Source organism: Bilophila sp. T19-St14 (genome assembly GCF_059728385.1).
Map to the genome: position 1 here is coordinate 2,808,380 of NZ_BAAGFT010000001.1, position 13,885 is coordinate 2,822,264.

Sequence of the window (13,885 nt, forward strand, 5' to 3'; positions counted from 1 at the left end):
GCGTGTTAGCCTTTGAATCATTTTGATTGTATGCCCTGTGAATTCCATGCCTTTGGGGAAGCGCCATGCGGAAGCCAACGCCCTCCATCCGGCTATGCCTGTGCCGTGAGGCCGAGCACGTGCCGCAGTAATCATCCATCCCAGCGAAATGGTTACGCTTGATCCGTGAAGCCGAGCACGCGCCGCAGCAACGGGACGGGCAGGGCCGCGCGTTCCGCATCCCAACGGGTTTCGGCCTGTTTCTGCATCGGCTTTCCGGCGGGGCGCTTGGCGCGTTCGCCGAGCTGCCGGCGTTCGGGGGCGGAAAAGCCTGAGAATGTCCGGCGCAGCATGGGAAGGATATTGGTAAAATGCGTCTCGTTCAGGCCGTCCAGCCAGTTGGCGAGCACACCCCACAGGGCGTCGTCATGCAGCAGCACAAGCGCGCTTTGGTTCAGGAACCCCTCGATCCATGCGGAGGCCGAGGCGGGCGCGGCCGCCGCCGACAGGGAAAGGCTCATCAGCCGGGCGGTTTCTTCCACAGGGAGGCGCTGCTCGTCGAACAGCAGGCGCACGGCCATGCCCCGCAGCAGCTCGTGAACCATCCCGTCGCGCAGGGCCGTCTGGTGCAGGGCGGACAGCCAGCTTTCCCAAAGCCCTTCGTTTCCAAGGAGCCGGATTGCGTTGTGCGCCGTGATGATGCGGGTGCGCATGGCGGCGGCGCTTTCGTCATCCAGCGAGGTGCAGGCCCCCGGCAGCCCGATGGATGCACGGGGGATCAGGCCATCAAGGACACGGGCGACCATCCCGGCGTCGGTTCGGCGCACGTTGCCGTAGCGGGCGATGGCCGCCAATGACGGGATGGCTTCCAGCAGTTGGCCGACGTCGTTGGCTGTGGCGGCCTTTTCTTCCAGCATACGGGTGGCGTGCCCTACGGCGTCCGGCAGGTCGGCGAACAGGATGTCGTTCACCAGCTCCGCCAATCGGAGCAGGTCCGCTTCACGGGACAGTTCCACGGCCTTCGCGGTAGCGGCTTCAAGGATGGTGTTTCCCCAGCGGCTGGCGGCGATCACCGCAATGGAGAGCTCCGGCACCCACTGCATTTCCCAAAGTTCATGGAACGTCCCCTTGGCGTTCCGGCCGCCTCCCGGCGTGGCCCAGCCGATCTCCAGCAGCCGCAGGCGGTGCAGGAGGTGGCTGCGCGCCAGATCGTTGGCTTGGCGCAGATCGAGATCCAATACCTTCTGCGCGGCTTCAGGCTTCAGGCGCAGGGTCTTCTGCTGCTGCCCCAGATCCCGCTGGAGCGGGACGGTGGGCGCTGTTTCGGGGATCGTCCCCAGTTTGTCGCCCACGATAAGCTGGCGCTCGATGAGGCGCAGCGGCGCGGGGTCGCCCATGCAGACCGTGGTTTGCAGGGCTTCGTAAAGTTCCGGCAAGCCGGGGCGGGGCCGCTCGCGCAGGGCCGCCAGCGACGTGGCGAGGCGCGAGGCTTCGATGATGTGGGCGGACGAGCAGTCCATGTCCTGTTCGCGGAACAGGCGGGCGGCGTGGGCCAGCCAGCCGATGGCCCGATCGCCCTTGCCGCTGCGCCAGAGGTGCTCGTACCACGCGGGAGAGGTCACGCCCGCGCCGTAACCGCTCCGGCTGCTCAGGTTGGCATACGTCCACGGCGTCCATGTCGCTGCGACCTTCATCTTGGGCAGCCCCTTGAGCAGGCCGTTGTCCTGCTTGGCGGGCGTTTCCGCTTCAAGCGCGGGCACATGCCACGCGCCGCAGATCACGGCGATGCGCTGGAAGCCTTCCTTTTTCGCCTGCCGCAGCGTTTTGCGCATGTACGCTTCGCGCAGGGCTTCCCGCCGCGCCTCCCACTCGCCGCGTTCGCGCCTGGGCGCTTCGGCCCGCAGCGTGGTCATGGCTTCGCGGATGGCGTCGAACAGTTCAAGGCCGTCGATGCGCTCCTCGACCATATGGTTCCACCACGCCTCGCCGTCGCCGTATCCGGCGGCGCGTCCGAGCCAGTCGAGCGGATCGCCGTAAACCTCCTCCTGATCAGACGCCTCATCCCCGGCGTCTCCCTCCGCACCGCCCGCATCGCCGCCTTCAGGCTGTTCGGGGGCCTCTCCGCCAGTGAGGGCATCCGGGGCGGCGCCTTCAGGTGCCTGCGCGTCCGAAGCGGGGGCTTCCGTGCCTTCGGCGGGTTCCGTTTTTGTATGTTCTTCCGCGTTTTTCAGGGCTTCCTCTTCCGCCGCCCTGCATTCATCTTCAAAAGCCTTGTCCAGCCCGAATTGATGGGCGATGGGCAGATCCATGAAGCGCACCGGGAGGGATTGGCCCAAGCCGTACCGTAATGCCTGCCATTCCGGGGAGAACTCGGCGAAAGGGTAGAAGACGGCGCGGCGGGAATCGTCGGGAGCGTACACGAGCAGGGCCACCGGGGGGCACATCCCGGATTCGAGCACGAACGGCAGCACGGATTCCCCGTCCGGCGGCCCTTCGATCAACAGGCAGTCGGGCTGCATTGCTTCCAGAGCCAGCAACAGGCTGCGGGCGCACCCCGGCCCGTGGTGGCGGATGCCGAAAAGTCGAACGGTCTGATCAGGCATGGCGAAGCCTTTTGTAAACTGTTGGGGAGGAACGCCCGCCGAAGGAAGGCCGGAAAGCCTTTTGCCCCGAATCGACATGCGGCGTGCATCCTTCTTCTTGCAACAACTTCAGGGCGGCGTTTGCTCCGTTTGCCCCGGATGGGCGGCATTTCAACGCCATTGGGACGGCCTTGGCTTGCCCCGTTTGTCCCCGGGGTGACCCCTGAGGAACGGGGCATACGGCCCCCCTGTTTTCCGGCGGCATACGCATGGCTGAACGGAAACGGCGCGGCATGGGCCGATTCCCCAGTCCCGCCGTACTCCGTCCTGAACGCCCTTTGCGCCGCCTCCCCACTGGTCGAAGTTTTTGCGGGTGGGGGTACGGGGGAGGGGGCTTTTTTCAAAGGCTGTGTCATAGAAAACGGTTGATGCTTTATCTCTTGAAATTCCAAAAGGATAACCAATGAAATCCCCCAGTCATGGAGCCTGCCAGCGGGAAATTGGAGAAAAAGCATATATTTTTCAGCATATTGCCGAGACAAAACAACCATGTGCTATGACAGAGCCTTTTCAAAAAGCTCCCTCCCCCGGTTCCTTCACTAATCCACTTCGCGGCAGGCGCGGTAGAGGTCCTTCCAGTCGGAGCGTTCCTTGACCACGGTTTCGAGGTACTCGCGCCAGACGAGATCGTCCTGCACGGGATCCTTGACCACCGCACCCACGAGGCTCGCGGCGATGTCACGGGCGTGCAGCACGCCGTCCCCGAAGTGCGCGGCAAGCGCCATGCCGCTGTTGAGCACGGAGATGGCCTCCGCCGTGCTCATCGTGCCGGTGGGCGACTTGAGCTTGGTCTTGCCGTCTTCGGTCTGCCCGTTCCGCAGCTCGCGGAAGATCTGCACCACGCGGCGCACTTCATGCAGCGCCGGGGGCTCGGCGGGAAGCTCCAGCGCGCGGCCCATTTCGGAGACGCGCTTGGACACGATGCTGATTTCCTCTTCCTCCGTGGCGGGCACGGGCAGGATGACCGTATTGAAGCGCCGTTTGAGCGCGGAGGACAGTTCGTTGACGCCTTTATCCCGGTTGTTCGCCGTGGCGATGAGGTTGAAGCCGCGCACGGCCTGCACTTCGTCGTTGAGCTCGGGGATGGGGAGGGTCTTTTCGGACAGGATGGTGATCAGCGTATCCTGCACGTCGGCGGGGATGCGGGTCAGTTCCTCCACGCGGGCGATGCGGCCTTCGGACATGGCGCGCATGAGCGGGCTTTCCACCAGCGCGGCGCGGGACGGCCCTTTGGAGAGCAGTTCCGCATAGTTCCAGCCATACCGCATCTGTTCTTCGCTGGTGCCCGCCGTGCCCTGGATGATGCGCGTGGAGTCGCCGCTGATGGCCGCCGCCAAGTGTTCGGACACCCACGATTTCGCCGTTCCCGGAACCCCGTACAGCAGGAGCGCCCGGTCCGTCGCCAGCGTAGCGACCGCCGTTTCGATGATGCGGCGGTTCCCGATATACTTGGCGGACACCGTAAAGCCGTTGTCCAGTTCGCCGCCGAGCAGGTAGGTACAGACGGCCCACGGGGAAAGCTCCCAGTTGGCGGGACGCTGGCGGGCGTCGGATTTTTTGAGTTCTTCCAGTTCCTCGGCGAATTGTTGTTCGGCGTGGTGCCGCAGCTTGTTTTCGTTGGTAGCCGTGCTCATGGTTTTCTCTCAGGCAAAGTATTGGTGAAGGGCCTTGCGGGTTCTGATGGCCGTGGCCAGAAACTCGTATCTGGATTGGCAGAAGGGGGCCCCGTTTTCGCAGAGGGGCCAGTCTTCAAGCAGATCATCCAGCAAGGAAACCGGAATCAGCCAAAAAGTGGCCTTAATGATATGGGTCAGCGCGAAGGAGGTCTCGTAGCTTTTCTGGCTGAGGCCCTCGGAATGGTTCGCCCAGAAGCGGATCCGCCGGATGAGGGCGCGCCCGCCTTCAAGGGAAAAGGTTGCATCCTCCTCCCATTCGGATGCGGCGAAGCGTCCGAACTGCATCATCTGTTTATAGTGCTGCTGTGCAAATTTAGCCCCGCCGCCCTCGGAGCCGGGGCAGGGGAAACGTTCAAGGAGGGCCGCCTCACGTTCGGGGGGCGGCAGAAGGCCGATGAATGCGGAGGCGTTGAAGTGGCCCTTGCCCACGGAAATCTCAATCTGTTCCTTGAACACATGCGCGAGCAGGGCGGAGGCCCATGCCGCATGGCGCTCACGGAGGGCGGCATCCAGCCAGATGCGGAGCAGCACGTTGCGCCAGTCGGTTTTCTGCGCCCAGCCGATGAGGGCTTCGGGCGGCAGGCCGGTATGCGCCTCCCACCACGCCAGCGGTACGCAGCGCCCTATCTGGTAGAGCCACCATGCGCGCTGGCCGAACTCCTCGTACTGCGGCTTTTTTTCTTCCAGCAAGTCCTTTTTCCACTCAGGATCGAAGGATTCCGGGGGCTCGACGGCCGGGAGCGGCGCGGAAAAGGCTGAGGCGATGCGGCCGATGAGCCCGCCCTTGGCCTCCGGGACGACGATGCAGGCGGCAAGGCGTTCGCCCATGCGCCGGACATAGCCGCTTTCCGGCAGGCGGACGAGCAGGGATGCGGCGGCTTGGCGCACTTCCCTGCTGCGATCCTTTTCCAGCAGGGTTTCGAGAAAGGCTTCGTCAGCCGCGCTCAGGCCTTCGCCGAGGCACCCGGTAAAGGCGGCGCGTTCGCGGGCATCGAAGGACGCGGAGGCCGTTTCAAAGAGTTCACGGGCTTTGGCTGGGTCCTGCGCGCGGAGGGACTTGAGATAGGCTTCGCGCTGCATGAGCGTGCCGTTGTCCCATATTTCAGGATCAAGTTCGTTTCCGGCGTCGGTGGCGAAGATGTTCCATGCGGCGTTCCGTCCGGCGAGCCAGCGGCCGCGTTCCCCGGCGATCAGGGCGATGGGCCCGCGCAGGGACGGCGTGCGGCGCCCAAGCTCCAGCGCCTGCGGGAGCAGCGCCGGGGGAAGTACTTTCCCCGCGGCGAACATGAGCCTGAAGGCTTCAAGGCGCATACGGTCGGAGTCGCTGGAAAGGGCTTGACGCAATACGTCGATGACGGCGGCCTTGTCGACGGACGCGCGGGGTTCCGGCGGGCAGGGGGCGGGGAGGGCGGAATCGGCGCGGGGCGGCAGATACCCCGCCAGCCCGCAGACGGCCTGCACCCCGGCGGCGCGGAGCAGCTTGAGCGCCTCGGCGTTTTCGGAGCCGTCCCGCGTGGCGGCAATGGCTTGCGTGAGCCGTCCGGGTTCGCTGTCGTCGGCGGGAAGTTCGGGCGGGCGCTTGTCCGTGCCGAGCAGCGCCTGCATGGTCAGGAAAGGCATGTTCATGGGCGGGCTCCTTCTCGCCACAGCGGGGAACCGGACGTTCCGGGTTCCCACGCGCTTAGGGGCTGAAACCGGGCCCCGTCCCATTCCCCCCAGATGCTCAGGGGGCGTCCGCCGCCCTGCGCAAGCAGTTCCCAGCCGTCGTTGTCGGCTATGGAGAGCGGGAGGCGGTCGCCTGCGTCCGTCTGCAGGAACCAGGAGTTATCGGAACGGCAGGGGACGCCGTCGCTGACCATGAGGGGCAGGGGCCATTGCCACGGCTGCGCGGCGATGGCTTTCGCCATGCCTTCCAGCGCCTCGCGGAGGGGAACCGTAGGGATGGGGGCCGTTTTCGCCCGGATGGGGGCGCCTGTGGCGATGGCCCGCAGGGGAGCCGCGCCCGGATAGAAGGCCAGCGTCATATCCGCAAGGCTGCCGACGACGAAGCTCTGCTCGAAGTGCTTGCCGCCGTGTGAAAAATCCAGCAGCAGGGCCGTGCGTCCGCTGTTCTGCCCGCGCAGCCAGACGCGCCGCCGCCAGAGCTTGTTTTCTTCGGCATAGCCTACGCCGAGCACCAGCCAGAGATCGCTCAGGCGTTCCCCGGCGGCAAACACTTCGTCCTTATCCGGGGACAGGCCGAGGGCGGCACGGACATCCGCCTGTTCCTCCGGGGACAGCGCGTCAAGATGGCGGAAGGCGTCGATGAGGAGCTGCAGCTGTCCAAACTGGGCCAGCACCACGCCGGGCCAGTCCTCCCCGGAGAACGTGACGCCTTGCAGGTTCCGCAGCCGTGCGGCGATGCCGGGAAGCTGCGCATCGACCATGCGCGCGGCGGCTTCCTCCTGCCATGCGGAGGCCCCGGAGAGCTGCCCGAGGCCGTGGCGTATAAGGTCGCACATCCAGCGTTCCAGATCATCCAGGCCGGAAGCCATGCGTTTCAGGCGGGACGCCTCACGTTTGGCTGCTGCGGCGGGATCGGCGGGCTGGCCTTTGTTTTCCTGCTTTTGTTCCTGACGCGCGGCGCGCTTCTCGCGTGCGTCAAGCCATTCCTTTACCCAATCGGGCGCTTCGCCCTGCGTAAAGGCGGCCTCTTGCCGGACGCGGAGCAGGAGCAGGGCCAGGGAATGCTTGCAGGGGAATTTTCGGCTTGGGCAGGTGCATTTGAAGACCGGCCCGGAAAGGTCGGCTTCGACTTGGTAGGGTTTGGCGCCGCTGCCTTTGCATTCGCCCCATACGGCGTTTTCGTTGAAGCCGAGCGTCGGCCACTGGCCGGGTTTGAGCAGGGCTTGCGCCGCCTTGACGGAGGAGGCATCCGGGGCGAGGGCCAGTACAGATTCGGAGGTGAGTTCCATCGTCTGTCCTGTTGTCGGCGGCCATGCGGCCGCTTCTTAAAGGATCGAAAGAAGGGAAGGACGGCCCGGCGGAACTCCTTTACCCTTACGCGGCGGGCCCTGTTCAGGGCAAGGCCGGCAAGCCAGGCGTCCCTGCGGGAATGCCCCACAGTGTAGGAAGAGTTCTGCCATAATGGGGGCTTTCCGGCAACCCATAATCTTTTCAGGGCACTATCCGCAAAAAGGGCCTTTTCCTCAAGGGGATGGGGAAAAGGCCCTTTTATCGGGGATCTTGTTTGGATGGGGGAAAACCTCGCCTATGCGGGCAAGAATCCCATGCGCGTGCCTTGCTGTTGCTATCTCAAGGGAAACCCTCACCAAGGACGTCACGGACGGGGCGATGGTTCCGCGCAGGTTGGAAAAGCCTCACGCATGCGGGCGGGGAGGGGCTAAGGTGCGGATGGCGGACCGCTCCGGGGTGAAACCTCCGTTCATGTGCGCGAGGAAGATGCCTGCCTCCCCCCGTTTGATGCGCTCCGGGAAAACTCATTCATGCAAATGAGATATAAAGGGTAAAAGGCCGCCGTTTGGGAGGGGGAAAACCGTTGCCATCCCAAACGGGGCGTTTCCCTTTCCGTGGAACGGGGAACGGTTCAGCCGGGTTCCTTTCGGTTCCCGGCCCTGAGTTCCCTTTCCGGGGAGAGCCGGACGGTTCAGTTCCGCCGCAGGAACCGCGCCAGCACAGCGGTCATGAGTCCGAACACGGCAATGAGGGCAAAGGAATGGCGCAGGCTCGACGCGTGGGCGATGAAGCCGATGACCGGCGGGCAGAGCAGGAAGCCGAGGAACCCGATGGTTGAAACCACGGCCAGCGCCACGCTTGGGTGCATGATCTGGGACTTTCCGGCCATGCTGTAGCAGACCGGCACCACCGAAGCCGTGCCGAAGCCCACCAGCGCGAGGCCGAACGTCGCCGTAGCCACATGGGGCAGGAGGACGGCGATCAGCAGCCCGGAGGCGATGAGCGCGCCGCTGACCTGCAGGATGCGGATGACCCCGAACCGGGTCACAAGCCCGTCCGCCATGAACCTGCCGCAGACCATCGTGCACATATATGAGATGTAGCCGAGCCGTATGAGTTCCGGCGAAGGCTTGATGATCGCTTCGTAATATACGGCGCTCCAGTCATACATGGTTCCTTCGCTCGCCATGCAGCCGAAAGCGATCAGCCCAAGCAGGACGACATAGGGATCGATTTTGCCCTTGGGCCGTTTGTGTCCGGGCGTCGTACTGCGTGCCATGTCGCGCGGCAGGGTGAGCCGGAACATGATAGCCACGATGCCCAGGCAGACGGCGAAGATAAAACAGAAATGCACACGGGGGCTGACGGAGAACGCCGCAAGCAGCGCACCGATGATCCCGCCGACGAACCCGGCGAGGCTCCACAGGCCGTGGAAGGCGGCCATGATGCTGCGGCGGTAGAGGCGTTCGACGCCGACGGCCTGCGTATTCACCGAGATATTGTGCAGGTTGGCCGCGACGCCGAAGAACACCAGCATGGCGAAGAGCTGCCACGTTTCGCTGATGAAGCCGAGGGCCATGAGGGTTCCCGAATAGAGCAGGGCCGCGAGGAGCAGCATCCTGTGGCTTCCGAAGCGGCTGACCAGATAGCCGGACAGGGCCATCGCCGACATCTGCCCCACGGGGATGGCGAACAGGACGCCGCCGAGCTGCGCCTCGTTGAGATCGAGGGCCTGCTTGATGTCGGGGATACGGCTGGCCCAACTGGCGAAGACCAACCCTTGGAGGAAAAAGAAGCTTGCCACGGCGAGCCGGTAGAAACTCTTGGGAGACTGGAATAATGGAATCAATGACATGGGCGTTTCCTTTTGAGGGAGGATTTCCTATCCCAAAGGGGGCGGCTCGTCCAGTTTCTTTTTGGTGACGGAAAAGGGCAAAGCTCAGAGGGGATTGGGGTGGGCAAGGGCGCGGGTAAGAGGCTTCCGATTTCAAGGGGTACATCCCGTACACGGCAAGGGCCCCACAGATAAGGGCCTCGCGGGGAAGGGGCTTTCTTTGCCGGACAGAAGGCGACAGCATGTTGGAAATGAAAAATATCAGAAGCCATCTGGCTGGGAAAGCATGATATGTTCTTTAAAGGCAAGCGATACGGCGGTGCATTTCTACAGAGTGGCAATGGCTTTTTAGGGAAAACGCCCTGAATGGGTTAGGCATGAGGCTTGTATCCGGGGGATACGGTTCTTTTAGGTCATATCGTCATATTATATGCGACTATTTAAGTTATTGAAAATAATCTTTTTGTGGTTTGAAAAATAGTTGAATAATTTCAATAAATTATATCTAATTAACGATACGGCCTAGGAAGCACGGAATACGGATCCTTGCAGTGTGTGCCGCTCAGGGGCCGAAAAAAGGCCGGCGTTCCTCCATGTGGGAACGCCGGCCCTGGCTACGGAGAAGAAAGGGATCAGAGCGTGAAGACGGTATTCCCGCCGACGACGGTTTCAAGCACGCGGATGTCGCGCAGGGCTTCGGGCGCGCACTCCAGCGGGTTGGCATCGAGCAGGATGAAGTCGGCGAATTTGCCCGGCTCCAGCGAGCCCCGATCCTTTTCCTCGAAATGCTGCCACGCGGCGTTGATGGTGTGGGCGCGCAGGGCTTCCCGCACGGAGATGCGCTGTTCGGGGCCGAGAACCTTTCCCGATGAGGTGAGGCGGTTCACGCAGGCCCATATGGACAGGAAGGGCTTGACCGGAGTGATCGGCGTGTCGCAGTGCGACGTGCAGACGTAGCCGCGATCGATGGCCGAACGGATGGGGTCCATGCGCGCGGCGCGTTCGGGCCCGAGGAAGATGTCGCGGTGCCGGTCGCCCCAGTAGTAGACGTGGGGTACGAAGAACGTGGGCGTGAAGCCCGCCTTGCCGAGCCGATCCAGTTGATCGTCCCGGATGGTCTGGGCGTGGATCAGGATGTGGCGGCAGCCTTCACGGGGGTACTTGGCCTGTGCGGCTTCAAGGGCATCCAGCGCGTCGTCCATAGCCCCGTCGCCGTTTGCGTGGATGAGGAACTGCCCGTTCCGGTGCGCCTCCTCGACGATGGCGAACAGCTCCTCACGAGAATAGGCGGGGTAGCCCTTGTAATTGGGATCGCCCTTGAACGGGGTATGGTAGGGCTTGGACAGGAAGGCGGTGAAGCCTTGCAGCGAGCCGTCGCTCATGATTTTCACGCCGCCGGTGGTTATCTGGCCCTCAAAGTGCAGGCGCGGATCGTTCCTGTCCAGATAGTAGTAGGGGTTGATGTGCGCGCGGACGGCGAGCAGCCCCCGCTCGCAGGTTTCACGCAGGGCCTCGGCGCTGTCGTAGTCGAGCACGCCCGCGTCCAGCGCGGTGGTGATGCCGCGCGCCGCGTAGACCTCCCGCGATGTCCTGGCGATGTTCTGCACCTGATGTTCGCGGGAAAACACGGGCAGGCGCGGCGAAACCAGATCGAACAGGGCGCGTTCCTCGACCACGCCGTGCAGCGAGCCGTCGGCCTCGCGGCGGATGACCCCGCCCTCTGGATCAGGCGTGTCGCGGTCGATGCCCAGCGCGGCGAACCCGGCGCTGTTCAGCGTCCCGAAGTGGATGGAAATGTGCTGCACGAGGATGGGGTGTTCGGTGCTGACGGAATCGAGCTCCGTACGGGTGGGGAAACGTTTTTCCTCCATCAGCGTGTCGTCGAAGCCGTAGGCCAGGATCCATTCCCCGGCGGGCGTCTTCGCGGCGCGTTCGCGCAGCCGGGAGAGGCAGTCCTCAAGCGTGCGGCAGGTGCCGATGGGCGGGGAGTTGAGGTCTTCCCAGTCCAGCATCGACGCCGTGAGCAGGATATGCCCGTGCGCGTCGTAAAAGCCGGGCATGACGGTTTTCCCTTCCATGTCGCGGCGGATTGTGTCCGGGCCGACGAAGGGGGCGAGGTCTTCGAGGGTGCCCACGGCGAGGATGCGATCCCCGTCGAGCGCGATGGCCGAGGCCACGGTATCGTGAGCATCCAGCGTCAGGATGACGGCGTTGAACAGCAGTTGGCTGGCATAAGGCATAGGCGGACTCCTTGGCGGATCATACGGTTGGTTCGGGACACATGACGCTCGTGGCGATGCCGTGAGCGCCGTTGGAGCGGGCCGGACGGGCAAGATGTTCGGTATGCGGTTCCGGCCCCGGCGTTCGCGGAGCGGAACGGCGCTTGGCGGGAACGGAGCGGAACGCGGGAGCGGGGAGAGGTTCCCCGTCGGGGCCGCGCCGCCGCACCCCCGCCGGGCCGCTTCCGAAACGGCCTGCGGCCCGGAAGCGGCCCGGTGATGCGGCTAGAGTGCCGGCTTTCGTATCAGCTTGAGGAAGTACATGATGATGGGGATGCCGACGGCTATGCCCAAGAAAATCCATGCGAGGGGAAAGCCCTCGCGTGGCGCGAAGGGCATGGACAGCGTGACCGTCGTGTCGAAAATGAACAGCAGGCAGACGTTCATGGCGCCGATTTCCACAGCCACGGGCGTACGGAATTCCGGATCGGCGATGCGCAGGAGCAGCAGGCCTGACGCGGCCGTTCCCGTGCAGTAGCCGAACAGGGCGAGGCAGCGTTCAAAGCCGTATTCGGGGGAGCGGCGTCCGAACCACAGGCACAGGGCGAGGGTAATGACGGTGGCCACGATGATCGACAGCCCGAAGGGAATGAGGATGTCCTGAAGGGTGCTGAACTGGATGCCCATGAACACGGAACAGATCATGAAGTCCACCGTCATGTTGGTGATGCGGTGGCAGGTTTCGTTGTCGAGCAGGGTGTTGATGCGGCGGGCCTTCATGAACTTGCGCACGCCCATCGCCACGAGCATGCCCCAGAAGAACAGCATGCCGAAGCCGAGCCCCCTGAGGGCCTGCGGCGCATACAGTGTCCATGCCACGGCCACAAGGTAGGCGAGGCCGTAGGTGGCGGCCATGAGGCCCATGTGGAACCCGAACGAGTCGATGTTCGCGGGGTGCGTGGTGCTGAAGGCGCAGGACGGGTTGTCGCCCTCGTCGCGCAGGCCGCGCAGCAGGCAGCGGGGCAGGCCCTTGCTGTCCTCGCAGGCGGCCCAGCCCTTCTTGAGCCCGTACAGGGCCAGCGGTACGCCCACCAGACCGGCGACGAGGAAGCCAACGGCGGCGAAGGCCAACCCCGTGTTGATGGCGTTGGCGGTCTTGTAGGTGTTTTCCCAGATGCTGGCGTAGGCCAGCGTCTGGCCCGGCCCTTGCGTGAAGCCCGCGCCGAGCAGGTAACCGTTGACGGTTTCAAACTGCCCGCCGAAGAGGGTGGCCCAGGCGGCGAAGATGCCCTTGCCGAGCAGGGCTTGGATGCAGAACATCATGGTGAACAGCAGCGCGATCCACAGAGCCCCGCGCAGGACGACCTTGCTGTTGTCCGTCTTTTGGGCGGATTCAAGGAAACCGATGCCGACGAAGCCGAAGGCGAATAAATGGAAGGTGAGCGTGCCGAACGGGGCCTGATCGATCGCCTTCCAGCCTTCCGTGGTCGGTACGCCGAGCCATCCGGCGTTGATGAGCACGAAGCCGATGAGCCCGCCGATCAGGGAAGCGGGAAACAGTATCCGTTGGAGAAACGGAACCTTCGCCCGGAGGTAGGTTCCGAGCATGAGCAGGATGCCGATCCAGATGAAGGCCACGATGGACGGAAAAAACGATGCTTCCATAAAAACTCCTCTCCCTAGTATTGTGCGGTTCGGCGGCCGTAAACGGCGTTGAACCCCGGCGGCGTCCGTATGGTCCCCTCATTGGGACGCCGTCGGCGGATTGTTCACTAAAAGAACGCGATACGCAAGCACGGCGGCGGAAAAACACGGTTCCCCGGATCGGGGGCTCCCGATGCCCGGCGGTACGTCGGAAAAGGGGAAAGGGCGGCGGCACGCGGGAAAACGCCGGGGCGGGGAGTATGCGGACGAGAAAAGGCGGCGGGGAACGATCCGTTCTCCCGCCGCCGTGCGGAAGGCTATTTGAGCGATTCGATCGGCGTATAGGTGCCGTCGGGGTTGGGCCGGAATACGTAATGCTCTTTCAGGTAGATGATGTCGGTGCGGTGGACGGATTCCAGCTCGGCGAGGATGGCCGCACGGGCCACGATGTTGGCCCCGGCCGACTTGGCCAGCGTTTCCAGTGCCTCAAGGGATTCGCCGGTGGCGATCACGTCGTCGATGAGGGCCACGCGTTTGCCCTTGAGCTTTTCAGCTTCGCAGCCGTCCAGCCAGAGGTGCTGTTCTTTCTGGGTGGTGACGGAACGGACGGAGTGGGAAACGGGGTTCTGCATGTAGGGCTTGCGGCTTTTTCTGGCGACGACGAAGTCCTTCATGCCCATCAGGCGGCTGAGTTCGTAGGTGAGGCAGATGCCTTTGGCTTCTGCGGTCATGAGTACGTCCACTTCGGGGAGGCGCTTCAGAAGCTCTGGGGCCACGGTTCGGATCAGTTCGGTGTCCGAGAGCACCACAAAGCTGGCCAGCGCCAGATTTTCACCCACCTGCACATACGGCAGTTTCCTTTTCAACCCCATGATTTCAAAATCAAAAAATTTCATCTCTCCTCCGATCGAATACGGGTGCGGGCCCGATGGTTTC

The 13,885-nt window shown here is 63.7% G+C and carries 9 protein-coding genes; 1 reads left to right on the forward strand and 8 read right to left on the reverse strand.

What is annotated here, in order from left to right:
• Nucleotides 1–152 precede the first annotated feature (152 nt).
• From AC6I1V_RS11915 to AC6I1V_RS11940, 6 genes are all read right to left on the reverse strand, one after another.
• A complete protein-coding gene (locus AC6I1V_RS11915; RefSeq protein ID WP_486854326.1) occupies nucleotides 153–2,582 on the reverse strand; it encodes a DUF5682 family protein in 2,430 nt (809 codons plus the stop codon).
• Nucleotides 2,583–3,160: 578 nt separating this feature from the next.
• Complete coding sequence (locus AC6I1V_RS11920) at nucleotides 3,161–4,255, reverse strand: ATP-binding protein (protein WP_302551779.1); 1,095 nt, start codon at nucleotides 4,253–4,255, stop codon at nucleotides 3,161–3,163.
• 9 nt (nucleotides 4,256–4,264) lie between these two features.
• The gene (locus AC6I1V_RS11925) at nucleotides 4,265–5,923 is read right to left on the reverse strand and encodes a DUF5691 domain-containing protein (RefSeq protein ID WP_486854327.1); all 1,659 of its coding nucleotides are present in this window, start codon (nucleotides 5,921–5,923) and stop codon (nucleotides 4,265–4,267) included.
• On the reverse strand, nucleotides 5,920–7,251 hold the full coding sequence (locus AC6I1V_RS11930; RefSeq protein ID WP_486854328.1) for an SWIM zinc finger family protein: 1,332 nt from the start codon (nucleotides 7,249–7,251) through the stop codon (nucleotides 5,920–5,922). The genes AC6I1V_RS11925 and AC6I1V_RS11930 overlap by 4 nt, the downstream gene beginning before the upstream one ends.
• A 692-nt stretch (nucleotides 7,252–7,943) precedes the next feature.
• Nucleotides 7,944–9,107 (reverse strand): MFS transporter, encoded by a 1,164-nt coding sequence (locus tag AC6I1V_RS11935; RefSeq protein ID WP_302551782.1) that lies wholly within the window; start codon nucleotides 9,105–9,107, stop codon nucleotides 7,944–7,946.
• A gap of 611 nt (nucleotides 9,108–9,718) precedes the next feature.
• Nucleotides 9,719–11,326: an amidohydrolase gene (locus AC6I1V_RS11940; RefSeq protein ID WP_486854329.1), complete on the reverse strand. Its 1,608-nt coding sequence runs from the start codon at nucleotides 11,324–11,326 to the stop codon at nucleotides 9,719–9,721.
• Between the two features lie 61 nt (nucleotides 11,327–11,387).
• On the opposite strand from AC6I1V_RS11940, the gene AC6I1V_RS11945 reads away from it, so the two are divergent.
• Nucleotides 11,388–11,585, forward strand: coding sequence for a hypothetical protein (locus AC6I1V_RS11945; RefSeq protein WP_486854330.1), 198 nt, complete (start codon nucleotides 11,388–11,390; stop codon nucleotides 11,583–11,585).
• 5 nt (nucleotides 11,586–11,590) lie between these two features.
• Here the strand turns inward: AC6I1V_RS11945 and AC6I1V_RS11950 are convergent, their stop codons facing one another.
• Nucleotides 11,591–12,970, reverse strand: a complete 1,380-nt coding sequence (locus AC6I1V_RS11950) for a sodium/glutamate symporter (protein WP_486854331.1) — start codon at nucleotides 12,968–12,970, stop codon at nucleotides 11,591–11,593.
• A gap of 296 nt (nucleotides 12,971–13,266) precedes the next feature.
• Entirely contained in the window at nucleotides 13,267–13,845 is a 579-nt protein-coding gene (locus tag AC6I1V_RS11955; RefSeq protein WP_302551786.1) for a phosphoribosyltransferase family protein, read from the reverse strand.
• Between the last annotated feature and the right edge of the window lie 40 nt (nucleotides 13,846–13,885).